Source organism: Agarilytica rhodophyticola (genome assembly GCF_002157225.2).
Taxonomy (GTDB): Bacteria; Pseudomonadota; Gammaproteobacteria; order Pseudomonadales; family Cellvibrionaceae; genus Agarilytica; species Agarilytica rhodophyticola.
In genome coordinates this window covers 1,283,801-1,310,799 of record NZ_CP020038.1, presented here as the reverse complement: position 1 = coordinate 1,310,799, position 26,999 = coordinate 1,283,801, and the positions used below count along the sequence as shown (strand labels likewise).

The window sequence follows — 26,999 nt, the reverse complement described above, 5'->3', positions numbered from 1 at the left end:
GCACAAGGAAAGGTGACGTCATGAAGTTTATCGACTCTGTTATTCGCAATCTAGAACCCTCAGATAAACGTCAAGTCTTCTGGTGTGACGATAGTGCTGGATTTGGGCTGCGTCTTACTCCTAATGGAACAAAAACCTTTGTTTATAAATATATGCTTGGGCGCAAAAGCCGCTGGCTCACCTTAGGTAAATATCCGCAATATTCTATCCGCAAGGCACGCCGACAATATGATGAATATTATGAACAAGTAAATGATTACCGGCGTGATCCAGTTGAAGAAATTCAACAAAAAAAAGAGGCCAATAAAGGTATACCAACGTTTGCTGATTTTTTACCCACATATGAAGAAGTCATGCGCCTTAAAGGTAAAGCTACAATAGATCATGAAATAAAAATCTTAAACTGCCACGCAGTACCTGTTATAGGCAATAAACCTCTTAATAGCGTCACAAGTAGCGATATTGACGATATTCAAACCAATATTTTAAAAAGCGCTGCAAAACAAAAAAATGCTTCGCGTGGCGGCAGGTCAGCCGTCAAACACACACTAGTTTACATCAGCCAAGCATTTGAACTAGCGAAAAAGAAGCACAAAAACGTTGTTACAAACAATCCTGTCAACGATATTGAATCGCTTGGTGAAGCAGGTGTTAGAGAACGAGTTTTAAGTTTTCAGGAAATCTGGCACTTTTGGCACAATGTTGAAGATTGCTCTTCACCTGTTACCGCAAAAGCGCTTAAGTTTTTATTGGTGTCCATGCAACGCAGTAATGAGGTACGCTTTATGCGCCATGATGCTATTCAAGATAACATCTGGCATATGCATATGAGCGATACAAAAAATAATACAATACACCGCGTGCCTTTAACGCCCTTAGCGCACCAACTTATCAAACAAGCAATGGTCTTTACGGAGGCTTGCCCTTATGTTTTTGGCGCAACCCGCGCTTCTAAAGCTCCAAAACAACCTAAGCCTGATTTAATTCCTCTTGGTCAAACTGCGTTTTCTCAAGTAACACGCAAGAATAAAGATAAATTAAATATAACAGACTTTAAGCCTCATGATTTAAGGCGCAGCGCAGCTACATGGATAACGGCTGTTGGCCTGCCTAAACTGTATGCTCGCTTGATGCTTAATCACAATGATGGTGATAACGATGTAACAGGTGAAGTTTATGTACAATATTCCTATGACTTTGAAAAACGCAAAGCTGCGGATGTATGGCAATTTATTCTAGAACAGGTTATTCATTGTAAGTATGTAGATGATGTTCCCTCACTAGATGAGATGAGAAAACAGGTAAAACAATCAGGACTACTATAATATTGATGAAGACTAAAACCTAAAAGGTTACAAAGCTTAGTCCTCTAATGTCACCCTGATAATGTCGAGTGTTACCGCATATTCTTTGCTGTCAGTCGGATAAGTGATAGCAAGGATGCTGAGGTCTTTAATGATTTCCGCTTTGCTTAGATCGTTGGCAATGCCGTATGCAGCGATCTTCGCCACACGTTTTGCGTAAGCCTCGGTAAGCTTTAACTGCGTACAAAGATGTACATAAATGGCATTATATTCATTTTGATAAAAATCCATCTTCATTCCTTTCTAAATTGTTCGATATGGTTACGCAGAGTTTGTTCAAATGGGGATAGGTCTTTGCCGATCACAAGACGCTGTATATGTTTTTGCGAACGTGAAAGCTCGGCGATCATATCCGCATAGAGAATAAGATAATCACGGTAATGGCCAATTTGCTTGATCATCTCAAGTTCATCCTCTTGGGGGCTTAAACAGCGGGGATCATGGCTCATTGTGCATACTCCAATACTGGATCGGCTTGAGCATTTAATTCACGGCTCAGTGTCCGCGTGGATATGCCAAAATGAGCGGCGATTTGTCGGTGGGTGATGTCGGGTTGCCACGCTAAGACATAGCGGATAAAAGAAGACATGGCAGGCAGAAGCTTGCGCGGTCTGCCAACATGAACCCCTTTTTCTTTGGCAATCGTCATACCGTCTGTGGTGCGCTCTGCATTTAAATCTATTTCAAGCTGGGCGAAGCTGTTACTGAGAATATATAAGCATCTTCCTATAGCACTACTGGTTTCAATATGCTCGGTCAGGCTACGCATCTTGATACCCCGCATATCAAAGAGTTCTAATATATCAAGCGCATGTTTAACCGAACGAAAAGCGCGATCCATTTTCCACATCACCAAAACATCATCGGCTTTAAGAATATCTAAGACACGCTCGAACTGCGGCCTATGCAATGCGGTGGCAGACACGCCAAAATCTTTATAAATAATGTCGCACCCGGCTTTTTTGAGTGCATGGAGTTGCAGATCAAGATTTTGTTCTTTCGTGCTGACCCGCGCATAGCCAATAAGTGCCATAGGTTTTTACCTTTTTCACAATAATTTTTAAATACCTCTTGCTCTTAAAGGGTAGACAAAAGGGAACCCTTTTGTCGTATAGACATAAATACGCCGAGTCAATGAAAAAAGGAGTTTATGACGTCAAAAACGCCTATAAAATCCCGCATTTTAAGGAAAAATTAGTCTTATGGAATTGTGACAAAAGGGTTCCCTTTTGTCCTGTTTGCATAAGTTGAGCGCCCTTGATGACAGGCGGTAAGCTCTCTTGAAATATTTAATGATTTGTATGTTTGTATTTTTCTTCCTCGCGGCATGTAAGCCTATGGGAATGGCCTATGCCGAAGGATTTCAGAATAAGGATTTTTTAAATTTGCCAGAGGCACATCAAAAATTTTGGATACAAGGTGCAATGCACGCTTTGGGATTAGTTGCATCAGGGAAAAGCGAAGAGACTGGGAAATGTGTGATTGACTGGTATTTTGGTGATAAGCGCGCCGAACGCAACGGCCTGATTTTGGCAAGCATGAGAAAATACCCAAACTCTTATCCCAGTGCTATTTTTCTGGCTCTGACAGAACGTGTGTGTGGGACGTACCGAAAGTGATTACAATTTAAGATCAGGAACGGCTGAGGGATTAACATGTGTGACCTCCAGTTCCTGCTTGCTCTCCGTTTTCGGGGATACGTCCGCATGAATAGCTTGAATTTCTGCGGTAAAGGCTTTTATCTCATCAAGTGATAAGGGATTATTTTGATCTTCAAACGCTTCGCGAATGTCACCGAGGCGTTGCTCATGCGCTTGTATGTGGTCGTAGTGCGCTTGAGCTTCTTCTAATTTCTTTTTGCTGGCTTCACTTTGTAAAGCATCGTGTTCTTTTTGCGCTTTGGATAGATGTTCATTTGCCAAATTCAAAGCATCATATACCGCTTGGTCAGCTTCGTTTAAAGTGGATATTGCATGTGTCCACGCTTCCCGATATTCAGGGTTTTGCATGAGTAGCGCAAGCTCAGATAATTTGCGTTTTTCTTCTTTGTGTTGCTTTTCTTCACGGGTTTTATTTTCAAGGCCAAAACGTTTGATGCGGCCTGTATTCTCATGACCTGAACGTTCAGAATTTAGATCATAATGATCATCATCGATTTTTTTTAGACGGGCGCGCATGTTGATGCGGTCAAACTCTTTATCCATGCCGCCCCGCAATCTGGGCAAAAGCGAATATCTCTATAGAGATATTATAATCAGATTTAACAGGGTTAAATCTGATTACTATGTCCTTATTCTTTCTCATATCTCACCCCGATGTCCCAACCACCCGTTAATTACGTTAATAAATGGTTATATTTATTCTAAAGCACGGGGTTTAACAAAGAGTTAATATTACAGTAAGGATGAGAGGTTTAACTGACCACGACCAAATTTTTCTTATAAGAGAATGACTGCTGTTTCCACAAAACGGACGTTAACGTCGCATTTACCGGCTTGTTCGGTGTAATACTTGCCGTACGATTGCTATCGAGTTCAACCAATTGTTATGTGCAGTCCCTAATGAACCTCGGCTATCTCCTTCTCTTAAGTACTTCTTACTTGATTGTCCGTAATTGAAAGATGGATGCCGTCCCAAAATTTCGCAAGTAATTGTAGGTAACGTTGGAAACTATCTGACATCTCCAAGAAATCTGATTCACTATTACAGTTACGAGCGCACATTGTGACAGCTTGTTCCTTGTGTTCCTTTTCTGCCCTGCCTAGATGAACATAAAAATATTCTGAGACATCATGAAAGTCATCGAACTCATATAGTGGTTTGTAATTCCTGAACCCTTCATATAGCAAACCAATCTGCGTGTATCCATGCCACTCTTGGGCAAGTATAGCTCCACACGCACTTAGTGCGCCCTTTTGGCAAAGGGACTCAGTTTCTGCTATGAACTCTTTGGTAGTATCCAAGATCATCGATTCATCTATGGCGTCAAAGCGCCAACTGCTATCAATCTTTCTACCAAGTGAATTAATCCAACGATGCAAAACTCGTACATGTACATTTTCTGAAAATCCCGCCCCCAGTTCATCAGAAAGATTGTGGAGTAGCTGAATTTTTGAGTTCCAGTCGTCTATAGAAACTAGAGCCACGGAAAGCCTTCTCGTTGTTGCATGCACTCGATAAAAATAGTTATGAGAAAATTTTCGAAATTCAATCTCTGTGAATGGGCGTGAAACCCACAACTCATAGAAACTATTTTTTAACGCTTGATGAATAAAAACTGTATTGGCTAGCTCCCTAATTCTGGATTCGTAGCGTAGCGAAACATTATCATTTGGAATAAATGATAAATTCTTACTCTGTGAGTTGTCATTATACGACATACTTGTACCCCACAGCGAATGCGAGAATCACTGACGATAAGTGAAATAACGCATGCTTGCCTATAGTATCTCCCGAAGTAATTAGGAGCAGAATGGAGTTTAGCGAAAATACAAGGGCGATCGCCAGATCTAGACTGAATGTAAATAGAGAAAGCATGGCCGCCACCACACAAAGGCTTACCTCAATCCATCCAATAGCTCTTGCGTCAATCTCGGACCGAATTCTCCTAATTGGTAACAGGATAAACCCTATATATACCAATATTCCACTTATAGCTATGGTGGGTATGATTCCAACAAGTGGAATGAATGCAATACTGATCGCCATTAGTACAGCAATAAAAACTGCAGTTAAGCCAGTGCGACCACCTGCTTTAACTCCAACAGCACTTGATACGAAAACTGCAACGCTTCCTGCGCCGAAAACTGACCCAAAGATGTTCCCTAGGCCGTCAGAATACAATGAACGGCTAAGTTTTGTTTTACTTTCTTCATCATTAAACAACTCGCTGCCATCAGTTTTGTCGCTTTTTAGTGCTTGAAAAAGCCCTATATACTTCCCAACCCCTGCAAAAAAATCAATAACAAAGAAAACGATAACAGCAATGAAAAAATCAATGCTACTCACTACCTTAGCTATTGCCGAAAACTCTATTGCCCCAACATAAGAGAACAATTCAGTGGAAAATTCCGCCTCAGACACACCTCGATGGCCATACAAAAACGCAATAATAGATGCGGCTAGCAAACCGATTAGAGGTCCAGGTATATTCTGATTATTAAACAACACTGAAACGAATAGACCTGCCCCCAGTATGACTAAGCCTTCGGTATTTAATGTAAGGGCAGAGAAGAGTCCATTTTGATATTGAATTAGGTTTGCTTGTTTTAGCCCTACTGCTAATAGAAATCCACATAAAGCCGCCAAAACACCATAAGATACGAGTGGAGATACGCTATCAACTATTTTTCCTTTAATTGAAAACGTCGTCATTATCAGAGATAGTGCCCCTGAAAGGAGAACGGCAGCCAACGCTTGTTCAAAAGTCAAACCTAGAGTAAGTACAACATAACCGACGAAAAACGTCGTAATTGATGGCACCGGCGCTGCCGCGAAAGGTGCCTTTGCCCAAAGCCCCATAACTAGTGTTGAAAAAACAGCGGTTAACACCGTTGCTCCAAATACAGCTGTTATGCTCACACCATCAATTTTGGCGAGCAAGATCGGATTTAAAAGAAAAATGTATGACATTGTAAGGTACGTAGACAGTGCAGCCACGAACTCTACTGTGATATTGCTTTTTGAAGTGTTCATTCTTTTTTGCCCCCTTTAAACGTATCAAGGCTTTTGGAAACGATTTTTGCAAAAGCGTCTCCGCTGATCAGTTTTCTTAGGACTAAGCCCACAAATATGAGAAACGCAGAAAATCCCAATGGAATCGATGTGCCTCGTTCTTGCTGGGCGAGGCTCCACACTCCGAGGCAGCTGCCGCCGATGAGAAACATTGTTCCAACGATGTCTAACGCACTCTTGTTTTCGTTAAGGGTCAATGCATGAAATGCGATTGCCGCTGGGAATGGAATAAAATCTTCTAGACTATAGTAGTCATCTGAAATTTTTATCATGATAAATACTAGTGACGCCGCATATACGATAGCGTAGAGTATTCTCCATATTTTCGATTCTAAGCTACTCTTGTCAGTCATACATCTCTCTTTCCTTATCTAAAATTATCTAAAGATGGCACTGGCTTGTTCTACTTGACTAACTTCTACATAAATGTGGGTTGAATCGTCTGGATAGTACCAGTTTTGCGAGTGCGGCCAAATTTTCTGCGAACATATGAGTCTATTAGGCGAAATCCGTATTTTACTTGCTTAGGAGGTTTCCATATAAGTAGATTTTTGCCCGCTTTGGGCGATACTACGCCGTTAGTTTGCACGTTATCCAATGTCTCCTAAGGGCTGTAGATTCAACCGGTCGCTGCAACACACGCCATTCGCTATCAGTGTAAATTAACGACTATTTATTACGTATAGATTTAGATGCCACAATTTAAAAAGAATAAAGGGCTGTTCTAATAAAAAATGATGAAACTAAGTTTAAGAGATTGCTTTTAAACTTCTGGTTTAATATCGATGTATACCTATTGTGTTTCCACAACTCCGATACTCATCCCTTAATTTCCCGACATTCGCTTAAGAACATCTACACATCTTAAATATGAATTTCGTTGACAACCTGTTAATTTTTGCGTCATATAATAAGAAAAAGCGGTGATGATTGCCGCAAGTTCATGGAATATTAAAGCACCGATAGGAGCGCTTCAATTATTTGGAGCGCTTTTATTATGCAATAAATCAGCTCCAGTAACAGAACAAGTTCTGCCATACCATCATCTCCTTTCTGCTGTTATTCCAGAAAGGATTTTCTGGAAACCCGAGAAATCCTTATGCATCCGCTTAAGATTGGGTTTCACAAAAAAATGCGGCAACCACCACCACCTATGGTTATGCCGATTCTCCAAACGCTAATCAAGATAAATGATGATGTTCCCTTATGAAAAAACATTGTTTTCGGAGCCGCGCAAGGCCAATAAAACACGGTGAGGGTTCTGCCGGAATACCCCCTTGCGGGGTTGTAGGCATGGTTCTCACTGTGTTTTATGATGAGGCCGCGTGGTCTCCGTACACATTGTTTTTGGTGAGCGTCCGCCGGAGGCAAAGGCAAGCAGAGCGCGGCAGACGTTAGAGATTGGAAGCCCTCTAGTCCTGCTGTCCTTTAACAGAATGAGCGACTAGCGAAGGTTGGAAAACTCGACCCCGCTGAGGCGGGGGAACACAAAAGTGAAATCTATTCCTATACAGCGCTTTTCCCAAAAACCACCATCACCTCATGTAACTTCCACATAAAGCAACACTCATCATGAAAGGACACAGATATGAGCAAACATATTTTTAAGCAGACCCTAAATGGCATCGAACATCAAATACAAATCGGCTGGGATAAACCACAACGGCAATTTTACGGTACGATCCTCGCCGCCTCAGAAGACGACACGCCCGATGGCAAAACCTATTATGATGATATTGTCTGGATGAATATCTATCCGCCTGTGGTCTATTCCCTTGAGGGGATCATACAAGAAATCACGCGGCAAGGCTTTACCATCCCAAACCAACTATTTGAGAATGTATGCGAAGACTTTTACAACAACACGGTCAATAGATTTAAATATTACGAGACAGACACACCGAAACAACAGGAACACGCACCACAACCACCAAGCTTTTAGAATAACAACTCTAAACAACCACCCAAGCCTCACACAGGCTTGGGTTAAAAAACAAGGTATGTGACAGCTTTCACAAAACCTATTATGTCTGACATCATAAACACTATCTTACATTTTCGCGCCAAACTGATAGTAAACCGGGCATGTTAAAGTTTAGCCATTCATAATCAAATTCTGCATAAGGATATTTATGGCTCATCTAGAACCATCCGATCATATAAAAAACACTCACCTTAAGTCCCTCCTTGATGTTGTTTTTGAGCAATCACAAAAAGAATTAAAACATATGCGCTCACAGCTAGATTCAGATTCTCAGGAGCTTGCAAAAAAAGAGCGCGAATTTATGTTTAAAGAGTGCGCCAAGCTTGAAAATATTGGAAAGCTACAATCAAAACTTGACGCATACCGAGAGGCTAACTCAAGTATGACACCTGCTCAACGAGCTAAAGAATGCTTGGCTACGGATAACTCGGAAAAACTTGGCAATCATTTACGTGCGATTGGACAATTTCGGTGTGGTTTTCGGTGGCAAGCACATCATATTGTGTGTAGCCGTCACGGATCACATGCAGCAGCAAGGTTTATTCTGCTGGCTTATATGCTCATTAATGATCCATTTAATGGCTGTTGGTTACCGCAAAAACACAAATATGCTCAAGGAACACCCTATCCTAATGCGGTGGGGCATGTATATCTTCACACAAATGACTATGCACAATGGGTAACAAGAGAAATTCGACCTGCAAATAACCTCAGTGATTTAATCAGGCGTTTGCAAGGAATACGGCTAAAGCTTATTGATGCACGGAATTTACCTGATATCCTAACGGCAAAAGGCAAACAGGATTTACGAACAATCCGCTAGGACATAAGTATTTATGAGTATTTACCGCATTCATTCCGACATTCAAAACTATATGCTTTTCACTGTTGACGATCTTGATGTTTACACAAAAATGGAGAGTTTTAATATTCAAGCATTTGGACAATCATTACCTTTTGAATGGCAAGCACCTAAAGCTAATTTTCTACCAAGTGATAGCGGCTCAACTGAGAAGCCAGATATGACACAGTGGACTGATACTATCTTAGTCTTAAACAAAAAAGCTGTAGATCATTTAAAAAATATACTGGAAACAACCGGAGAACTATTTCCGTTAGTTGGGTCATGTAAAGATTACATGTTGTTTAACTCTACGCAAAGACAAGGCAATGACATTATTAACCTTGAGCAAAGCACATCATCATATTTTGAAGATGGCGCATGGGAGCGTGTTGAAAAGCTCGTTTTTACCAAGGCTGCACCAAATATTGTACCGCCCCTGTTTACAATCGAATATGACAGGGGATGTGTTTTATATTGTACCGATGCTTTTCGTCATGATGTTCAAAGACTAGGACTATCCGGGCTTGCCTTTCAATTAGAAATTTGTGAATAGCGGCTATTTCTCAAATCCTTCCATCCTTATTCATCCTCGCATCCAAGGACGTTTCCTTGGCCGTTATCCACTGGCGACACAGTGGTCAAAGTCCAGAGCCGAAACGCTGGCGGCATCCAATCGGCGCACGGTTGGGTGACCACCGGAAATAATGAAGTGGCAATGACACTCTGTATTGGGGCGAGGATCACATTGCGCTTCCATAAATTCAGCTAACTTCGAGGAGTTATGCTTTTCTTCTAATCGCTGGCGCTCTGTCATTGACATAGCGCCCATACGGTACTGCTCAATACCACTTTGAATATCTCCTTGGGTCTTAACAAAATTCAAACCTGATATCGTCGGGTTTTTAATATTTGCAAAAGCTTCGATCGTCCGGTCAACCCGGTTAATCTCGTAAACTTTTAAAGTGGTCGACGGAATGGCCATAGATAAATCCCTGTCTCGATTATATAAACAGGGGATTCTATCAGTTGAAAAATATGGTAAATCATTGATTTTCAATAGAATGTCGCTTTTCGTGCCTTTGATTAGTAGTTCTGATTTGAATCACATTGTATGTAGGCTTGACTCAAATTATTACCACTAGTAAGATTATCTTACCACTCGTAAGAAAAGGAGCGCGTCATGGATATAAAAGAGCTAGAAAATGCAGTAATTCTTTGTTTGCAAGAAAACCTCGAACTTTCAGGAGAACCAGTTCCTCCTATTACAAAACACACAAAGCCAGCCAGTGACCTTAGTGGTTTTGATAGCTTGAGAACTATTGAAGTTCTGATATCTTTGGAGGACAAAGTAGGTTGTGATCTTCCCCCCGATAAGCTGTTTGCGGGTAAAAAGTTTGAAGAGTTAACTGTTTCGTCAATTGCACAAGCAATTGACAAAGTAAATAAAGGTAGTGGTAAATGAGTAAAATAGAAATCGCCGGTAGGCTCCGTTCAGCACGAGAGATGGCAGGCTTGTCACAGGGACAGGCGGCCAAAAGGCTTGGTATGCACAGGCCGACTATTAGCGAGATCGAGGCAGGTCGAAGAAATGTAAAATCGGATGAATTAACAAAATTTGCTGATTTATATAGGGTTGAAATAGTGTGGATAGCTGAAGGCAAGGTCAGTGAAGAAAAAATAGACCAGTCTATTCTCGCTGCGGCAAGAGAACTAAGTTCAATGAAGGATGAGGATATAGAAACTCTGATTAATACCATCAAAATGATCAAAAGTTCAGGAGGCGCGGATGGAAAAAATTAGGGCGATACAAATCTCTTCCAAAGCGCTTAAGGTTCGTAAGACGTTTCTTGGAGCCGCCGCCCATCAGCCAATTTGCCCTTATGCACTCTGTGAAGCAATGGGGTTTGAACTTAAGTTCGTAAGGATTCCGTCTTTTGAAGGGATGTATGTTGCAAACCAAAACCTTGTCCTCATATCAGCAGAAAGACCTGAAGGCAGAAAACGTTTTACTTGTGCCCACGAAATTGGACACCATGTTTTAGGACATGGGACAGCTATTGATGAAATGCTGGAAGATGGCTCAGATAAACAAGAGGAGCAGGAAGCTGATTTCTTTGCCAGTATGCTTCTTATGCCCTCATCCGCAGTAAATCTGACATTAAAAAGATACGGGGTCGAGGCAGAAAATATTACACCAAAAGACGCCTATATACTCTCCAAATATTTTGGTGTTTCGTATCGAGGCTTTATTGGCCACATAACTTATAACCTTCGTATCATTACGTATAAACACTATCAATCACTTAAAAACGCAAAGCTGCCGGATATTCGATACGAAATAATCGGACAAAAAACAAAAAATCAGATATTTTTCGTAGATCAATGGTGGGACGATAAAGCGATAGAACTAGAAGTCGGTGACTTTATAGTATCCAAAAAATCGCTTGCAGTAGATGGTCCTAATATAATTGAGCTTGCATTAAGTGATACCTTCAACATATACACTGCCGTAGCACCTGGCATTACACGCCTATTCAATGACAACTGGAGTTGTTTTGCAAAGGTTAGCCGTCTTAAATTTCATGGGTTTTATCAATACAAGTATGACGAGGATGAAGAATGATCTTTCATGGAGACACGGCTATTGAATGCTGGCTAAAAATTTTGATAGAAATCGCTGACGGGAAAGGAAAAGAGTTATCACCTGTTATTGCTAATTTTTCAACCGATAAAGAACCTCCTCCCTATCAAGAAAGCCTTGAAGAAGATCTAAACGAATTGCTTGAGGATGTCGGCCAAAACACTATTGAAACGACAGCAAGCACAATATTTCCTCAGAGCCTTTCAACTGGCGACCCTAAGACGCTATTCGACCGCTTCGATAACATATGGAAGTACGTCAAAAAAGACAGTCAAAATTATAAAGGGCATTATTTTAGACGGATGGTCGCTTTTAATGAAAAAGAAGGAAAGCCCATCAACCAGCTTAAGCATATCATCGATACTTACAATGGAATCGAGGGAGGAAGAAAACCAGTACACAGAAGGTCGGCACTGATTGCGCTCACCTTTGATCCAAAACTTGATCACAAAGCTCAGAAAATGCGTGGGTTTCCCTGTTTACAACAAGTATGCTTCGTTCCTAAAAAAAATGGCAAGATGGCTATCAATGGGATTTACGCAATGCAGCACCTATTTGACCGAGGCTACGGAAACTACTTAGGGCTTCAAAATTTGGGAAATTATATGGCTAGCCAAATGGAGCTGGAATTAGACGAAGTTAACTGCATTGCTAGCGTTCTTGCATTAGGAAACATGAAAAAAACGCAAGCGAAAGAATTTGCAAATAAGTATAGAGAATATGCCAAAAAAGACTAACATAATTATAAAACTTGATCCGGCCAAACCCACTAAAGCTTACGATACCTACTGGAAATTTGCGTATGAGAGGCAAAATGTATTTTATAATCGATTGAATAACTATGAGCCATATACTCTTGATTCGATCTTAAAAGAATACAAATTCACAAATGTCTATCGAGCGTGTGATAGAGTGAGCCAGTTCCTTATAAAAGAAGTTATATACAAGCACAAGGGCGATCTGTCTCATGATGATTTATTGTTGAGAATCTTTCTTTTTAAGCTTTTCAATAAAATTGAAACATGGCAATTGCTTGAAAATAAATTTGGGGAAATCACAACTACCAGCTTCAAAGTTAGCGCTTTCAAGAAGTTTCTTGATGGCGAAATGAATCGAGGTCGGACACTTTACTCAAACGCATATATGATGGCGTCTGGTTGCAAGGAGTTTGATGTCACAAGAAAGCACCACGCGCACTTAATGCTTTTAGATATGATGCTGAAAGACAATCTTGCCGATAAAATAGCCTCATGTAAAAAAATGAGAGAGGCTTATTCGATACTCCTAGAATACCCCCTTATTGGAAGGTTTCTCGCATACCAATACGTGACTGATTTAAATTACAGCACTCTGACTGACTTTGAAGAAACTGAGTTTACCATTCCCGGCCCTGGTGCGAGGGACGGGATAAAAAAATGTTTTTCAAAGCTAGGCGGATTATCCGAAACTGAAATAATTAAAATGATGTCAGATCGACAGGAGCTAGAGTTTGAAAGGCTTGGTTTAGATTTTAAAAGAATTGGCGACAGGCCGCTTCAGTATATTGATATACAGAATATTTTTTGCGAAGTAGATAAGTATTGTCGTGTAGCACACCCTGACCTTTTAGGATTTTCAGGTCGAACACGAATAAAGCAACGCTTTAAACCAAACGATGATCCAATTAAGTATTTCTTTCCACCGAAGTGGAAAGTTAAATTAGGAAGGTAAAATGGAAGTCGATGAGTACCAGGCGCTTGCCGCTGAAACTATGCAGTTTGATAAAAAGGAAAGCACTGCGCTTTCAATTGTTATGCTCGGCTTGAATGGAGAGGTTGGAGGCCTATCTACAGAGTATAAGAAAAAACTGCGTGACGGTGATAATTACGAGATATTTAAGGAGAAACTTATTGAAGAACTCGGTGATATCATCTGGTACTTAGCTTCGATTGCCACAATTGAAGACATTCCACTCTCACAAATTTTGACACATAACCTCAAGAAAACTCAAGACAGGTGGGAAGACTTGACCGACAAGGCTCAGTTAGAGTTGGAGGGTGAGTTTTTCGATGATAACTATGATGAAGATGAACAACTCCCACGGGAATTTGTTGCGGAATTTCGGGAGGGAACTGATAAGCACAATAAAAAATGTGTCAATATTTTCGTCAATGGGGAAACGTTCGGTAATACTATCCGTGACAATCATTATGAGGGCGATTACTACAGATATCATGATCTCTTTCACTTCTCGTATGTGACGGTATTGGGTTGGTCACCAACATCTAGAGGATTAATGCACAAAAAGCGTAGAAGCGATGAAAAAGTAAATGAGATTGAAGATGGTGGGAGAGCAGTAGTTATAGACGAGGCAATCTCTGCACTGGTCTTCGAGCATGCAAGAAACCATAATTTTTATGAAGGCGTCACTACAATAGATGAACAGCTACTCCAAACGATAAGGCTGTTAACTCGACATCTTGAGGTGAGCAAGGCAACTCCCAAACAGTGGGAGCAAGCCATACTGACAGGGTTTGAAGTGTGGCGGAAAATGCGTGTAGAAAAAACAGGACGAGTAATTTGCAATCTTCACGAAAAAACTATGCTGTTCGAGCCTCTAGATAATGAAGAGCATTCCTGAAAACAAGCTAGAAGTTGTCCTATAAAACCCTGTTTTCTGCATCCAAGGACGTTTCCTTGGTCGTCATCTACTGGCGACACAGTGGTCGAAGTCCAGCAGCCGAAACGCTGGCGGCATCCAATCGGCGCACGGTTGGTCTCCATGAAATGGTCATGGGATTGTTAAGGGAGCAGGAACGCTCCTTTGGCTGGTGATTAATCTGCCATCAGATTATGCAAAGGTGTGGTGCAGGAGGATATGCATATATCCTAACCCTGCGCGTGATCCAACGGTAAGACGTTGGGCATGGGGGATGCAACGGGGGCGCGCAGCAAGCCCCCTTGCCAAACTTTGTGTTTGTCTAAATCGGCACGATTTTGTCAGACAAACACACAGCTTGCCTTCGTCAAAAAAGCCATTTTTAAGCGATACAGTAATTTCTCATCAAGCGAGCATGACACGTTCATGCCGCGTCAAATGACCCTATGAAACACTTTTCCCGAAATGACATCAACCGCCTGATATTGTTCTGACCTCGATGAACCAGTAACACAAGGATGTACATATAATGACAGATGATGACATGATTAACCAAGCCCTGAATATTTTAGAAACCCGGCTATATAAACCGGAACAAAATCTTTCCAGTAGCCGAGATACGAAGAACTATCTCACCCTAAAATATGCCGAAAAAGAAAGTGAGAGTTTTAATGTTTTGTATCTTGATAACAAGCATAGGCTCATCGCATTGAAAGAAATGTTTCAAGGAACGATCAATACCGCCGCTGTGTATCCACGTGAAATTGTAAAAGCCACATTAGCATTTAATGCATCGGCGGTGATTTTATCCCACAATCATCCCTCCGGTTGCGCTGAACCTAGCGGGTCAGATAGAGAACTGACACAACAGCTATCAAAAGCATTAAAGTTAATTGATGTAAAAGTGCTAGATCATATAGTGGTGGGTGGCATGGATACCTATTCTTTTGCCGAGCATGGTATATTATAAATAAGACGTAGCGGCCTAGGAGCACTCCAAAGCCGCTACGATAATCCCCTAAGTCCCCGATTTTTACTTACCAAAATGTCGAGCAATAAGCGGGTGTTTGATACGGAAATATAAATCTAACAGCCGCAAGCGCTCCATTTTACGGCTTATACTATTGGGATGGATGCCTGTTTTATCCTCACGCAGGTAATAACCGAGCCAACGTAAATCTGGGTCGTTGCCAAAAACATCATCAAGACAGGGAATAATGAAGGGATGACCATTACGTTGTAAAACATGCCCCGGAAAATCCCGGAATGTATCGGCAAGCTCATCAAGCCATAAGCGCCGCGAAATATTGATATTTTTCACCGCCATCCACAATCGTAGATAGTAGCAGTGGCATGACAGCTCTTCCCGTGTTGCAATATAAATTACTCGTTTTGTATCTGAAATCATTTAATTTACCTTTCTGTTTGATTACGAAAGGCAGCAACTTAAACGGGTAATGACATAATGCTGGGAAAAACTGGGGAAAGTTTTGTATGTTACATGCGGGTGTAGGCATTAATATCAATAAAAGTAAACAACTTGATAAGTTACGACTTATCCTAAATTGTAGTAGCTATGACTCGAAATTATTTAGTACACTATGCTCAAGCAATAGTTTTATAATACCTAATACCCACGTTTACGAGCAATCAGTAAGGACGTTTTCAATTGAAGGAAAGCATCCAATTTTATGTAGGCATATCTTCCTTATAAAACCTTTCAAAATAACTTACATATGCAGCCGTAAGAGAAATAAACGTGTGAACTGAGTATTTGTCTTCGTTTTCTAAAACATATTGTTCGAAGAGATGATATAGAGCTTTCAGATCACCTTCTGTATCAGAATTCCTAAGCTCTTGATACTGAGTCAAATACCTTATATATATCCCTATTGAGTTTGAAAAAGAATCTCCATACATTCCGAAATTACTCTTTGCAAGCTGTGCATAATGAATGAGAACTGACTGTATCGCAAAAAAACCATATTTTTCAAAACCCGTAGCTCTCCTTTCAACAATAATATGACTAATAGTGTAATACCTGCTTGCCAATTCCAAACCAAACCTTTCAAAATTGTCATGTGCTAATGGTTGGATAATGTCAATTGCTCTCATAATTGGCTTAAGAACGGTAGCGTTATCGGCTTCACCTGCGTGATGAAGCGACATGGCGTAGTTGTTGAGTGCTATAGACAAATGAGGTGCGTATAATTGATAATCCTCTCGCACTAATTTTTCATATATATCAATAGATTCTTCGGTAAACTTTCCCCCTTTTTTGGCGCTTTGTGGGTTGTATGGATCAGTATATAAAGTACCTTGTTCCACTAAGCTTTCAGCAAGCAATTGCTTATAGTATAACTTGTCATGTAATGTGACTAATTGCCTTAATATACGAACAGACTCCTTTATACAGTTCTCAGCATTTTCAAAACTATTTAAGCTACTTAACAAAGCTGTTTTTATCTTCAAGTCCTGAGCATAATTTAATCCATACATCCTGACGTTCTTTTCCAGCAAAGGTTTCGTAATATGTAAAACTTTGTTTATTTCTTCAAGCCCGCTTTGAAAAGCATTTTTGTTGAAATAGATGTTCGCTAACAAACGTAAGCAATACAGATACTCTGGTGCATACGTTTCACCGAACATCTTAAAAGTTTTCTCATAAACTGGAAGTATCTTTTTAACAAGGCTAAAGGCTTCATCAAATTTATTCTCACTGAAGTAAAGAACTGATAAATTAAAGCAATATCTTGCCAGTTCAGCTGCGGTTATTTCCTGCTGCATATCAGGGTGATTATGGTTATCCAAACAGTAATGGAGTGAATAGGCAACCATTGGACTGAGATGGTAGGGCATATCTCTACCGGATAGATATTTAGCTATCCAAAAAGCCTTGGCAGGAAGATCTTCGACAAGAGGCTTTAAAATGCTGTCTTGCCACTCTAAACTTAAACGCACCCTCATATCAAAAACCAATCGTCCCAATTTATTAAAGTTTTCGATTACTTTTTCGTTTCTAGTCTGTAACTGCTTATCATTATCCCACATGATAACAGCTGATATCCAATTATGTTCTTGACCACCCGCCCATTTCTCAAAGCAATAAAATAAAAAGTCTGCTGCAAGGATGTCAGGAGAAACTTGCAAGAAATTGTCACCTCTAGCAAACCCACTTACTATATGATCCGCATCTGGTAACTGATATTTTAAACTCATTTCATTAATTCTTTTCACGATAACAACAAGCTCCCCTTTTGCAAACCCCTCAGAAATTGCTGCTACTGCTCTAAGTAAAAAGATACCCTCTACGGGGTAATCAACGAGCTTTTTTAGGCCAAAATATTCGGACACCTCCTTTCGAATAAAACGAATTTCTCTCTTGGTCATATAACGAATGATGTTTTGGGCGGTTAGCTCTAAAATCCCACTAGCTAATGAATCGGGTTCACTATTTATATAGTAAATGAGCGCCATAACCATTAATGGTGTTTTATGTATCAATTGGCGTTCTTGCCATTCTAGAAATTCATTTTTTTTCAAGGCTAATAAATGTTCAGGCTCATTTGACCATCGAGACTGTTCAGTATTTTTTCTTTGATATTCTAATCCATCCCACATATTTTGAGCTAATGCCCACTGTAGGTTTTCAGTACTTAGCCCCTTAAGATGAATAGGTCGATTAGACAACCTTGGAGCTTCCTCTTCAACGAGATCGATAAATTCATCATCACGAGATAACAACAACACTCTAAGTCGTTTGCTTTTAGGAATATCATCCATTTCATATACAGCTTTTAAAAATTGACGAACTGTTGTCTTGCGCTCCTCTGGATAATCAATAATCAACAAAATACCTTTGTCGTTCCAGTGCCAATGGCCTCTTAAGTCACTTGTAGCCTGTCCAGCATCCCAGCCTTTATCAATGGCGATTTCTTCAGCAAAATGGAAAGCCAATCTAGTTTTTCCAGTTCCGCCATCACCAGAAATAAGTTGTATTGACTTATCAGCATCACTATCAAGCCAATCTGTTAAATGCTTTATCTCATCATTACGACCAATAAACGGGGTGATTTGAGATGACCAGCCTAAAACAGTAGAAGGTTGTTCCAAATCGATGTTGTCATATGTGTTAGGGATAATGAGTTGCTTTTGGGCAAAACCTGGTTCAATTCTACAAATTGGAGGTTCATGTTTATTATTCGGCTTTTCCCAAATAAAGCTCAAACCATCAAAAGATTTACCTGATATGCTTGATGTTATTCCTAAACGGAGGAATTCTTTGGTGAGATAATCCCTTTTGTCTTCAATTTCTTTTAGCAATGTTTCTTGACTGTAATTAAATGCTGAAAATAAAAAGCCTCTACCTTTATTTTCTTTACTGCAAAATTCAAGGAAATTTAAAAAGCATTCAAACAACGAAATCCCTTGAGCTCGGCTAATACACTTAAATACATTCTCTATATCTTCTTTGTTCCTGAGTGTTTGATCTGAGCCGTACCTTTGAAGTTTACTTATTGACCATTTGAAAGGCTTATAAATTTCGTTGAGAGTATCATCATCTGCAATTTTATTCTTTGTATAGGTTGTAAATTTAACAAGGTGAAAACCTTCCCACTTTCCTTTCAGAGATTTTCTATCATAATTTTTATTCGGAAATTTTGCGAAGGCAGCATCTAGTCCAGTTTGTGTCATTGAAACACATATTTTATCGAACTGTTCGCTATCGTTTTCTCTAAAGGGTAAGTCATAAGGATTCACGTATATTTACCTTTCCAAGAAATTTATAGAAAGGTTAACGGTAAGCTTCTGTTATATAAAGTATATGATCTAAATAGTAGGGAAATTGACGTTTAGATCACTGTTGGGGCGCGACACTCATCCAAGTCTAATATCCTTACCATACTTAGGTTCTTCTAAATCTATTGCTGCTTGTTTTAATACGGCTTCTTCTAGTTTGACCAAAAGTTCACCAGTTTCCAATGCTCCTTCTTCTGGGTTCTCTTGGTCACCATAAAACAGCTCGGCTTTGCTTGTTACTTTAGCACTTAAAAAATCTGCGATAGTATAATCGGGGTGTTTTTCAGCTATATCCGCTTGAAGGGCGTATAAAAGTAATCCAATATCTACGGGTACTTCCATATTAATAGTCATTGTGGCTTTGCCATCAACATTTTCAAGAATGTGACGTTCTTCCTCTGATAGACCTCCTTTTTTGCTTCGTAGCTTAAACGCCTGTGCTAGCTCTTCTTTCAAATCTTGGTCGTATGTTCCAACAATAGTTTTGATCTTGTCTTTTAAAAGAGAAGTGTGCCTTTCTACCAAATAACGTGTTTTCTCTTCAAAAGCTAGTTCTCTCCAGTTTACATTTTTTTCAAATTCTTTTTTCACTATCGATATTCACTTTCTTTCCTTGTTAAACCAGTACTCCTTCTTTTTTGTACCAATATTTCAATTTTATGTCAATAAAAATGAAATATGCGCCAAAACACAGTTTTTAAGCTGTTCGGAGTGCACAGGGAGCGATTACTCCGTAGCTCCGTTTGAATTTTGGGGGACTCGTTTGAAAATAGCCCTACCTTCTGATTTCAGCAGGTATCAGCAAATAGGCCACTTGCTGATCGAAACAAAACGTACGACTGAAGCAGGTGCCTGCTTTCTCCAACTTAATAGGCGAAAGCGAAATGAAGAGAACAGATTTAAGAAAAGATTCAAACGAAATAGCAGTTAACAGAGAAAGCAAAGATACCCCCATCATTATCGCACCGTCACATATGGTTTTAGATCATGACGCTTTTCAAAGAAAACTGCGAGATGAGATTAATAGGGAATATGCGGAGGCAAAGCTAGAATATGAAAGCCGTTTTGAACTGGCATATTCCAGCCGTAAATTTTACCGTTTCATTGGTGACACGCTTTATGACTATCCGGGCGACATTTACACCTGTGATGAGCAAGGCTGTTTTCGTAAGCATCAATTCCCTGATGTCTCCGAAGCACTAGGCGATGATGCGCGTTGGCTAAGAGGTTTTATGAAACAGCACCGCCCACGCCGTGATCGCTACAAACTTATGTTGCTCGCGGTCTTTATTGGTATCCGTAAACCCTTCTCCTATGAATGGCTGATAACCATTTATTAAATCTAATCCCACCCGTGCCTGAATTGGGTACGGGTGGTTTTTTTAAGAGTGCAAATTCGACCAGCTCTATTTCCCAAAACACGTTGTCATGTGTCTGACAATTTGGATCAACATCGATGAATTTACCAAAGGATTTTAAAGATGAGAACGAAAAAACAAGCACAAGATGCTGTCTTACTCGACCCCACCAAACGTCAAGCATTGGACAACGACATGGATCGTTTTATTGCAAAAGCCCGACGCTTACCCAAAGATGAAGCGATAACATTAGTAAAAGCACAAGCTCCAGTATTATTTGATAGTTACTTCCCGTTCTTAAATGCATTGGAAGAGGCAAAGATACAGGCTGAAAAAAATAAGAAAATTGCTGATGCGCGTAGAGACGCGATAGCTAACGCTCTGCTCGAAACACCTAAGCGATTAGACGCACCGCCTGAAAACGCAAAAGGTTTAATCGGTGGTTTAAGTCAAATAAGCCTCTCCGATTTTATTCAACTTGGGCTTTATGGTGGTCTTGCAACACTTTCTATGTTTACCGCTTACAGTAATGTACTTGCTAACCTGTTGGGTACTGGTTTACCGATTTTTATTGACGACCCATCAAAAGCAAAATTTATAGCTTTGTTGTCTGTGGGTGCAGCGGCAGCTATTAAAAACTTGCCTTCTATGTTTAAAAGGGAGACCGAAAAGTCTCTGTGCAAACGTGTCATTACCGGTATTACTGGACTCTCTGCATTTGCTTGGATGGCATTGTTTTCAGCCGAATATAACGGTTTATCCAGTGATCTCCCTGATCTCGACTTTTCACTAGAGAGTAATAATTCAGGCAATTGGCTTAGCTTCACACAAATCTTTACTGAGGTGATGGTATCAGCCTGCCTATTCATGCGCGTGACAAGCATTTTAGATACCTATCAGCCGCCCCAAAAAAGAGACAACACGGAGCACGGTATGCTCGAAGCCGATCTTGTCGAAGCAGAGGTGATGTGCACGCCTAATAATAACACCTCCGCCCAAGCCAAAAATGCAAACACCCAACTTAAAGCTGAAAAAGAGGCTTTTACCAACGATGCGCTTGCTCGCCTCGCAGTGGCACAAGCTCAATATAACGACCTTCATAAATGAGGAAAATAACATGTTAAATGTATTTAAAGCTTTACCTATCACACTTATTTTTTCTGCTGTTGTATCTCTGCCTGTCAAAGCGGAGACGATACTGGCTGTCATATCACCGCACCAAACTCAAGACAATGCGCTAAAGGATATTAACTTATTACGTTCTTGGCTGTTCGAACAACCCAAGGGAGACAGCATCATTGTGCTTAATGGTTGGAACAGTGACAGCATTGCAACCTTAACCCGTCCAGAAAAGCAGCAATATCAAGCCAAGAGAACGATCTTAATTAAAAACCAAGAAGGCTTTTCCAATCTCAAACAATTTGCAAAAAGCCGCACCACACCCAAACACACAGCTGGGACATTACATATCCCCAAATTAATGAGCGTTATTAGCCAAGATTATCCGCAAGTCAAAGACATTGTGTTAATCGGCTCAGCCAGTTTTGACCTACCAGAAGTCGATGATGAGGCCATCACCAAAGGTCAAACATATCCGGCGGATAGCAATCTTATGCAATCCTATTTTAAAGGTCTGTTCGGAATTAATGATGTGCGTGATCGTTTAAAAGGCAAGCGTTTTCATTTTTTATTATCCAATACCCTCAAACCTTATCATTACGGTCAAGGCGTAGAGCGGTTCTATCATTTATACCTGCATAAGCAACAAGGCAAACTCGTTACCTTTAGCACAGATAAAAGTGTCGTAACAAAGCGGTTATTTAATAACGCTAAGCCGCTCCCCATGAAGTACAAGCTGCGTAGTGATACATCCTCACAACCGCTCAGCAGTTTATTTACTCGCACACCCTCGGTTAATCCTGTCGTTAGTGCCTATAAACCTGTGCGGGTACGTCTTGGCATTATCTGGGAGGGTAAAGTTGATCTGGATATTTACGGGATGCTGAGGGAGGACAGCATACCCGTTTATTACGGTAATAAAACGAGTCGTTATGCCACCCATCACAAAGATATTATGAGTGGCAAACATGATCAGGTCAGTATTTACGAACTCATTACCTATCAACTCCCTATCAGCATCTGCAATCTACGTATTGGCATTAATCACTATGGTGGCAATGCATCAAAAAAAATCAAAGGGACGCTCAGGGTTGAAGTGGGTGATGCCTTAATTGCTAAAGAATATCAGTTCTCCGCCGGGCAAGGCAATCAAGGCGGGGATATGCTCAGCGTACTTGAGACAGGCCACTCAACCATTTACTCCCAGCGGTTTTTACTCCGTGATGTGATTAACATTAAGGGGTGTCGATCATGAACCGAATGCCCCCTAAAGTTCTTAGTAATGCATTAGGAAAAATTCTAGGGATTATCGTTGGCCTGCTTTATACCAAGCCGATTTATGAGCTGACATTAGACTACTTCATCGCACAAATCAGCGGACTATTAAGTCTTGGCTATGTGATGTGGTCGTTTATTTGGCTGGTGCTCGTATTTCTTGCAGTCGTCACCTTAACCCGCTGCACTATTGTCATGCTCATAACATTTTTTGCTCATTTTTTCACGGGGCTTTTGGTACGTCTAAGCCTCCCACGCAGACCAAAGAGGTAAATCTATGAATAATGCGAATGAACGTTACGGCTCTGCCGACCTCGCTAAGGCAGAAGATTTGGAAAAAGCGGGGTTACTTAATAATAACGCCGTGCAAATGGGTTTTACGGATGAAGCCCAACCACGGCAAAGCGAGTTTGATGAGGATAAACCCACCCTTGTAATAGGAGGTGCTGGCTCAGGAAAATAAGTCACCTTGATTAGTTACCAACCGCTACATCCTGAAAACACCACCGTGCTGGATTTAAAGGGTGAAAGCTATGCTATTAGCGCTATGACCTCACCGGATCTTAACGGTTATGCATTTAACCCGCTCGATGTCTTTCAACAAGGCTTAACAAACTTGTTTGAAGAAGTCGATTCATGATCTGACATTGGACTACTTTATTGCACAAATCAGCGGACTATTAAGTCTTGGCTATGTGATGTGGTCGTTTATTTGGCTGGTGCTCGTATTTCTTGCGGTCGTCACCTTAACCCGCTGCATCATTGTCATGCTCATAACATTTCTTGCCCATTTTTTTACGGGGCTTTTAGTACGCCTAAGCCTACCACGTAAACCAAAGAGGTAACTCTATGAATAATGCGAATGAACGTTACGGTTCTGCCGACCTCGCTAAGGCAGAAGATTTGGAAAAAGCGGGGTTACTTAATAATAACGCCCTGCCAATGGGGTTTACGGATGAAGCCCAACCACGGCAAATCGGGTTTGATGCAGATACCCCCATCCTTGTGGTGGGGAGTGCCGGAACAGGGAAACAGACAACACTAATAAGCTACCAGCTTTTACATCCCGAACATACCGTGGTTTTAGATATGAAAGGTGAGAGCTACGCAATCAGTGCGATGATGCAGGCGTTTTTTAAATGCTACGGGTTTAATCCCTATGGATTGTTTACGGACAAACCTTGGTATGCGCCCACGAATTTTAAACTTAATCCGCTTGATGTCATAGAACAAGGCTCTGCAAGCAAGTATGAAGAGTGCATGTCAATGGCGCAAAATCTTATCGCCAAACCCTCAGGCGGTGACGGTACTTCACAACACTTCTATGGTAAAGCCGTACAGATACTTACAGCTATTTTAGTCGTACTTAAAGATAATAATAATCACGCATCATTGGTGGATGTCTATCACGTAGTCGGCGATATTCGGACAGAGGCATTCGAAGCCTTGCATTATCCCGCCATGATCGCCTCACCTTATCACGCCGTTCGACAAGTCGCAGAAGAGCTTTTAACAAAACAAAGCCAAGCCCCCGCAGAATTTGAAAGCATCATGTCCACGGTTTCTAATGCGCTGCAAATTCTCGGCAGTCCGGCGCTACAAATGGCACTATCCAGTCCCTCAACAATAACCCCTCAAGAATTTTGTGCCTCAGAACAAGTCAGCAAATTATTTTTAATGATCCCTGCACATTTAGTCGAAGCCTGCGCCCCTGTTATTCGTTGTATTTTCGCCTCTCTTACTATTGCTCAACAACGCAAACCGACACAAAGGATTCACCTCTTACTTGATGAGGCCGGGCAATTAGGCAATTTTGACGCCATGCCGCGTATGTTTAGCTACGGTAGAGGAAGCAAATCCAGAGTGAGTGCTTACTTTCAAAATATCGGTCAAGGCTTGCAACACTACGGCAAGGATGGTTTTGATACAATTTTTTCCAACGCACAAACGAAACTGATTTTAGGCGTATCCTCAAAACTTTCTGCCGAAATGATCAGCGATTATTTAGGGCAAACCACCTATGAGTATTACCCTAAAAGTAAATCCATTGAGAGGCACGCTAAACAAGTGAAACTTATGCATGACATGTTAAAAAGCGGAGACGTACTTCCCGCCTTACCTGAGATTCAGCGCGAACATGAATTAATGGACTTACCCGAAGCGGTTAAACGTCCCCTTATCACACCAGACGAACTGATACGGATGCCCCCCGATAAAGGATTAATGGCGTTTCAAGGGTTAGGCATACATCCCTATGTATATAAGAAAATCCCTTATTTTAAGAACCCAAACGTCGCTCATAAGTTTTTGCCTAATCCTTATCATCCACCTTTTGATAAGGTGACGTTACCTAAAGGTTTATGGGGTAAAAAAACCGTTCCTATTATCAGCGAACCAGTTCCCAACTGCCTATCCCATCTCCCGCAATATAGCAGCGGTATGTGGTCATACCCTAAGGGCTATCCACCTTATACACCCAGCCTATGGCAACGACTAAAAGGTAAACGGTGAAAGAGTTTAACGATAAAGCAGCCTATCCCCCAAAGCAGAAGAAGACACGGGGTAAGGCTCATCACGCCCAAGAAAAAAGCATGGTGGAACAAGAACAACCTGTTCCGGTTCTCAAACCAAAAGGGATGGAAGAGGTTGACCGTACAAAATATAGGACACGTCTTACCCGTGAACATAATCGTGTGGAGCGGCTCAATGAAAAAGCCCAACAGCTTTATCATAAGTCGCTTTCTCAAGTCCAACAGGCCGCCGCCAATAAACAACGTCATAGTGCCATATTCAATGCTCAGACAGATAGAACGGTATTACCCCCGTTACATCGTGATCAAGCAAAGGGAAAAAAGAAAGTACTGACAAAAGAGGAGGAAGCCGCAGAAAAATACAAAGACTATATTAACATCCTCAGTGATTTAAAACGCTATTATCAGGGGATTGAGAAGCTACAACGTTCCGCCTCAACAATGATGACCTATATGCGCGGAAGTGCTGATATGCTTAACATAGCGAATGATGTTAGCGAGAGCGCAGAGATTATGCTGACTTCTGTCAGGCATCTTCATCATAAAAAAAGAGAGATAGAAAAATCCTATCCTGAGTTTCAGGAAAAAGCGAAAATATTTGGCAAAACACTTAATCGTATCCAAGAAAAGCGCATGCAGCAAAGCCTATAGCGGGACAAAATAAAAAAACGTCTATTTCCCAAATAAAGGCACATCTCCTAGTAGATTGGTGATGTGATGATGGGAAAAGCAAAGTGCTGACATCATCGAACTTAACTAAAAATCTGAAAGGAAATGACAGCCATGTCTAATGACTACGACAACCTATCACCAGAGAAGCAACACTATGTCTCTACATTATCCAATAAGAAACGCCTATATCAGGCCAATACGCAACTGCAAAGTGCGGTGACTGCTGCCTTAACGATGAAGGACAATCCACAAGCGTTAAAGCTAGCGCAAGATATAAGTGCCGCGTCTCAGACGGTGCAAAGCATTGCTAACAACTTGCATCAGCAGCAAAAAGCGATTGAGGAAAAACATCCTGAACTAAAAGCACAAGCGGTGGAATATTCACAAAACCGCCAACATAAAAACGCGCAACAAGTGCATGAAGAACCAAAGCAAAGACAACAGCATCACCCGCAACCTCAGCAAGGCTTTTAATCTGTAGTCGCGTATGACGCAATACCACTCAAAAGGCAGACAATATCCAGTGTCTGCCTTTTTTTATACGTATTTTATTATCAATTATCGGCTTTTATCTTTTTTCTATTTCTCTTCCATTTCCCATTTATTGTCACACATACCTGTAGATTAATCCTCTTGACTACCATTCGTATAAGAGGGTTCAGATGTGACCACAAAGAAAGAGAAACAAGCGTTTTATAAGCTCACTTTTTGGATCAATGAAACACAGTATCATCAACTCGTGAAACAAACTCAAGGACGGGATGTAAGTGCCTATGCCCGTAGGCAACTTTTTCACACCAAAAGGAAAGAGATCAATTTAGGTCGGGAAGATGCCGCCCGTATCTTAGCCTTATTGGGTAAGACCCGCCAACATAGCAATATGAATCAAATCGCTCATGCCATTCATTGCGGCACGGTGTCATTCTCTGATCAGACGGAGACCGCCATTCTTGAAGCCACGGTCGATATTAAAAAGATACGCCAAATTCTGATCACCATGGCAAGTAAAAAAATATAAAAAACAAAATATAAGAATAAA

Annotated in this window: 33 protein-coding genes; 22 read left to right on the top strand and 11 right to left on the bottom strand. The window is 40.9% G+C overall.

Annotated features, from left to right (window positions below):
* Positions 1-20 precede the first annotated feature (20 nt).
* Positions 21-1,325, top strand: coding sequence for a tyrosine-type recombinase/integrase (locus BVC89_RS05580; protein WP_086930236.1), 1,305 nt, complete (start codon positions 21-23; stop codon positions 1,323-1,325).
* A 36-nt stretch (positions 1,326-1,361) separates the two neighbouring features.
* Here BVC89_RS05580 and BVC89_RS05575 read toward each other — a convergent pair whose 3' ends face one another.
* Genes BVC89_RS05575 through BVC89_RS05565 form a run of 3 tightly spaced genes read right to left on the bottom strand, consistent with a single transcriptional unit; the run spans position 1,362 to position 2,397 of the window.
* Complete coding sequence (locus BVC89_RS05575; protein WP_086930235.1) at positions 1,362-1,595, bottom strand: hypothetical protein; 234 nt, start codon at positions 1,593-1,595, stop codon at positions 1,362-1,364.
* 2 nt (positions 1,596-1,597) lie between these two features.
* The gene (locus tag BVC89_RS05570) at positions 1,598-1,813 is read right to left on the bottom strand and encodes a hypothetical protein (RefSeq protein WP_086930234.1); all 216 of its coding nucleotides are present in this window, start codon (positions 1,811-1,813) and stop codon (positions 1,598-1,600) included.
* Positions 1,810-2,397: a recombinase family protein gene (locus BVC89_RS05565; RefSeq protein WP_086930233.1), complete on the bottom strand. Its 588-nt coding sequence runs from the start codon at positions 2,395-2,397 to the stop codon at positions 1,810-1,812. Before BVC89_RS05565 ends, BVC89_RS05570 begins: the two co-directional genes overlap by 4 nt.
* Positions 2,398-2,644: 247 nt before the next feature.
* Between BVC89_RS05565 and BVC89_RS05560 the strand changes: the two genes are divergently transcribed.
* Positions 2,645-2,983 (top strand): hypothetical protein, encoded by a 339-nt coding sequence (locus tag BVC89_RS05560; protein WP_158657798.1) that lies wholly within the window; start codon positions 2,645-2,647, stop codon positions 2,981-2,983.
* Here BVC89_RS05560 and BVC89_RS05555 read toward each other — a convergent pair whose 3' ends face one another.
* From BVC89_RS05555 to BVC89_RS05540, 4 genes are all read right to left on the bottom strand, one after another.
* Positions 2,984-3,589, bottom strand: a complete 606-nt coding sequence (locus BVC89_RS05555) for a hypothetical protein (RefSeq protein ID WP_158657797.1) — start codon at positions 3,587-3,589, stop codon at positions 2,984-2,986.
* 360 nt (positions 3,590-3,949) lie between these two features.
* Positions 3,950-4,744 (bottom strand): iron-containing redox enzyme family protein, encoded by a 795-nt coding sequence (locus BVC89_RS05550; protein WP_086930230.1) that lies wholly within the window; start codon positions 4,742-4,744, stop codon positions 3,950-3,952.
* The gene (locus BVC89_RS05545) at positions 4,734-6,059 is read right to left on the bottom strand and encodes an NCS2 family permease (RefSeq protein ID WP_086930229.1); all 1,326 of its coding nucleotides are present in this window, start codon (positions 6,057-6,059) and stop codon (positions 4,734-4,736) included. The genes BVC89_RS05550 and BVC89_RS05545 overlap by 11 nt, the downstream gene beginning before the upstream one ends.
* Positions 6,056-6,451, bottom strand: coding sequence for a hypothetical protein (locus BVC89_RS05540; protein ID WP_086930228.1), 396 nt, complete (start codon positions 6,449-6,451; stop codon positions 6,056-6,058). Before BVC89_RS05540 ends, BVC89_RS05545 begins: the two co-directional genes overlap by 4 nt.
* Before the next feature lie 1,235 nt (positions 6,452-7,686).
* Between BVC89_RS05540 and BVC89_RS05535 the strand changes: the two genes are divergently transcribed.
* The 3 genes from BVC89_RS05535 to BVC89_RS05525 all read left to right on the top strand — a co-directional run bounded on the left by BVC89_RS05535 (position 7,687) and on the right by BVC89_RS05525 (position 9,479).
* Positions 7,687-8,040 carry a hypothetical protein gene (locus BVC89_RS05535; protein ID WP_086930227.1) on the top strand — a complete coding sequence of 118 codons (354 nt, stop codon included), beginning with the start codon at positions 7,687-7,689 and terminating at the stop codon, positions 8,038-8,040.
* A gap of 190 nt (positions 8,041-8,230) precedes the next feature.
* Positions 8,231-8,905 (top strand): AHH domain-containing protein, encoded by a 675-nt coding sequence (locus BVC89_RS05530; protein WP_245929350.1) that lies wholly within the window; start codon positions 8,231-8,233, stop codon positions 8,903-8,905.
* Between the two features lie 13 nt (positions 8,906-8,918).
* A complete protein-coding gene (locus tag BVC89_RS05525; protein WP_086930226.1) occupies positions 8,919-9,479 on the top strand; it encodes a hypothetical protein in 561 nt (186 codons plus the stop codon).
* Between the two features lie 63 nt (positions 9,480-9,542).
* Here the strand turns inward: BVC89_RS05525 and BVC89_RS05520 are convergent, their stop codons facing one another.
* Positions 9,543-9,908: a hypothetical protein gene (locus BVC89_RS05520; protein ID WP_086930225.1), complete on the bottom strand. Its 366-nt coding sequence runs from the start codon at positions 9,906-9,908 to the stop codon at positions 9,543-9,545.
* A gap of 198 nt (positions 9,909-10,106) precedes the next feature.
* Between BVC89_RS05520 and BVC89_RS05515 the strand changes: the two genes are divergently transcribed.
* From BVC89_RS05515 to radC, 7 genes are all read left to right on the top strand, one after another.
* A complete protein-coding gene (locus BVC89_RS05515; RefSeq protein ID WP_086930224.1) occupies positions 10,107-10,388 on the top strand; it encodes an acyl carrier protein in 282 nt (93 codons plus the stop codon).
* The gene (locus BVC89_RS05510; RefSeq protein WP_173780726.1) at positions 10,385-10,726 is read left to right on the top strand and encodes a helix-turn-helix domain-containing protein; all 342 of its coding nucleotides are present in this window, start codon (positions 10,385-10,387) and stop codon (positions 10,724-10,726) included. The genes BVC89_RS05515 and BVC89_RS05510 overlap by 4 nt, the downstream gene beginning before the upstream one ends.
* Positions 10,713-11,549, top strand: a complete 837-nt coding sequence (locus tag BVC89_RS05505; RefSeq protein WP_086930223.1) for an ImmA/IrrE family metallo-endopeptidase — start codon at positions 10,713-10,715, stop codon at positions 11,547-11,549. Before BVC89_RS05510 ends, BVC89_RS05505 begins: the two co-directional genes overlap by 14 nt.
* Positions 11,546-12,304 (top strand): thymidylate synthase family protein, encoded by a 759-nt coding sequence (locus BVC89_RS05500; RefSeq protein ID WP_086930222.1) that lies wholly within the window; start codon positions 11,546-11,548, stop codon positions 12,302-12,304. The genes BVC89_RS05505 and BVC89_RS05500 overlap by 4 nt, the downstream gene beginning before the upstream one ends.
* On the top strand, positions 12,288-13,277 hold the full coding sequence (locus BVC89_RS05495) for a nucleotide kinase domain-containing protein (protein ID WP_086930221.1): 990 nt from the start codon (positions 12,288-12,290) through the stop codon (positions 13,275-13,277). Before BVC89_RS05500 ends, BVC89_RS05495 begins: the two co-directional genes overlap by 17 nt.
* 1 nt (position 13,278) lies before the next feature.
* Positions 13,279-14,187: a nucleoside triphosphate pyrophosphohydrolase family protein gene (locus tag BVC89_RS05490; RefSeq protein WP_086930220.1), complete on the top strand. Its 909-nt coding sequence runs from the start codon at positions 13,279-13,281 to the stop codon at positions 14,185-14,187.
* 547 nt (positions 14,188-14,734) lie between these two features.
* Positions 14,735-15,175: a RadC family protein gene (radC, locus tag BVC89_RS05485; RefSeq protein ID WP_086930219.1), complete on the top strand. Its 441-nt coding sequence runs from the start codon at positions 14,735-14,737 to the stop codon at positions 15,173-15,175.
* A gap of 63 nt (positions 15,176-15,238) precedes the next feature.
* Here the strand turns inward: radC and BVC89_RS05480 are convergent, their stop codons facing one another.
* The 3 genes from BVC89_RS05480 to BVC89_RS05470 all read right to left on the bottom strand — a co-directional run bounded on the left by BVC89_RS05480 (position 15,239) and on the right by BVC89_RS05470 (position 19,596).
* Positions 15,239-15,613: a hypothetical protein gene (locus BVC89_RS05480; RefSeq protein WP_158657796.1), complete on the bottom strand. Its 375-nt coding sequence runs from the start codon at positions 15,611-15,613 to the stop codon at positions 15,239-15,241.
* A 281-nt stretch (positions 15,614-15,894) separates the two neighbouring features.
* On the bottom strand, positions 15,895-18,966 hold the full coding sequence (locus tag BVC89_RS05475; protein ID WP_086930217.1) for a hypothetical protein: 3,072 nt from the start codon (positions 18,964-18,966) through the stop codon (positions 15,895-15,897).
* Positions 18,967-19,083: 117 nt separating this feature from the next.
* On the bottom strand, positions 19,084-19,596 hold the full coding sequence (locus BVC89_RS05470) for a hypothetical protein (RefSeq protein WP_086930216.1): 513 nt from the start codon (positions 19,594-19,596) through the stop codon (positions 19,084-19,086).
* A gap of 293 nt (positions 19,597-19,889) precedes the next feature.
* On the opposite strand from BVC89_RS05470, the gene BVC89_RS05465 reads away from it, so the two are divergent.
* The 10 genes from BVC89_RS05465 (at position 19,890) to BVC89_RS05425 (ending at position 26,978) form a co-directional block, all read left to right on the top strand.
* Entirely contained in the window at positions 19,890-20,345 is a 456-nt protein-coding gene (locus BVC89_RS05465) for a hypothetical protein (protein WP_086930215.1), read from the top strand.
* Positions 20,346-20,486: 141 nt separating this feature from the next.
* On the top strand, positions 20,487-21,470 hold the full coding sequence (locus BVC89_RS05460) for a hypothetical protein (protein WP_086930214.1): 984 nt from the start codon (positions 20,487-20,489) through the stop codon (positions 21,468-21,470).
* The gene (locus tag BVC89_RS05455) at positions 21,415-22,737 is read left to right on the top strand and encodes a hypothetical protein (protein ID WP_158657795.1); all 1,323 of its coding nucleotides are present in this window, start codon (positions 21,415-21,417) and stop codon (positions 22,735-22,737) included. Before BVC89_RS05460 ends, BVC89_RS05455 begins: the two co-directional genes overlap by 56 nt.
* Positions 22,734-23,030, top strand: a complete 297-nt coding sequence (locus BVC89_RS05450; RefSeq protein WP_086930212.1) for a hypothetical protein — start codon at positions 22,734-22,736, stop codon at positions 23,028-23,030. Before BVC89_RS05455 ends, BVC89_RS05450 begins: the two co-directional genes overlap by 4 nt.
* Before the next feature lie 4 nt (positions 23,031-23,034).
* Positions 23,035-23,220 carry a hypothetical protein gene (locus BVC89_RS05445; protein ID WP_086930211.1) on the top strand — a complete coding sequence of 62 codons (186 nt, stop codon included), beginning with the start codon at positions 23,035-23,037 and terminating at the stop codon, positions 23,218-23,220.
* 6 nt (positions 23,221-23,226) lie between these two features.
* Positions 23,227-23,397: a hypothetical protein gene (locus BVC89_RS29560; protein ID WP_158657794.1), complete on the top strand. Its 171-nt coding sequence runs from the start codon at positions 23,227-23,229 to the stop codon at positions 23,395-23,397.
* A 209-nt stretch (positions 23,398-23,606) separates the two neighbouring features.
* Entirely contained in the window at positions 23,607-25,268 is a 1,662-nt protein-coding gene (locus BVC89_RS05440; protein ID WP_086930210.1) for a type IV secretory system conjugative DNA transfer family protein, read from the top strand.
* Positions 25,265-25,939 carry a hypothetical protein gene (locus BVC89_RS05435; RefSeq protein WP_086930209.1) on the top strand — a complete coding sequence of 225 codons (675 nt, stop codon included), beginning with the start codon at positions 25,265-25,267 and terminating at the stop codon, positions 25,937-25,939. Before BVC89_RS05440 ends, BVC89_RS05435 begins: the two co-directional genes overlap by 4 nt.
* 132 nt (positions 25,940-26,071) lie before the next feature.
* Positions 26,072-26,434 carry a hypothetical protein gene (locus tag BVC89_RS05430; RefSeq protein ID WP_086930208.1) on the top strand — a complete coding sequence of 121 codons (363 nt, stop codon included), beginning with the start codon at positions 26,072-26,074 and terminating at the stop codon, positions 26,432-26,434.
* 190 nt (positions 26,435-26,624) lie between these two features.
* Positions 26,625-26,978 (top strand): hypothetical protein, encoded by a 354-nt coding sequence (locus BVC89_RS05425; protein WP_086930207.1) that lies wholly within the window; start codon positions 26,625-26,627, stop codon positions 26,976-26,978.
* Positions 26,979-26,999: the final 21 nt, after the last annotated feature.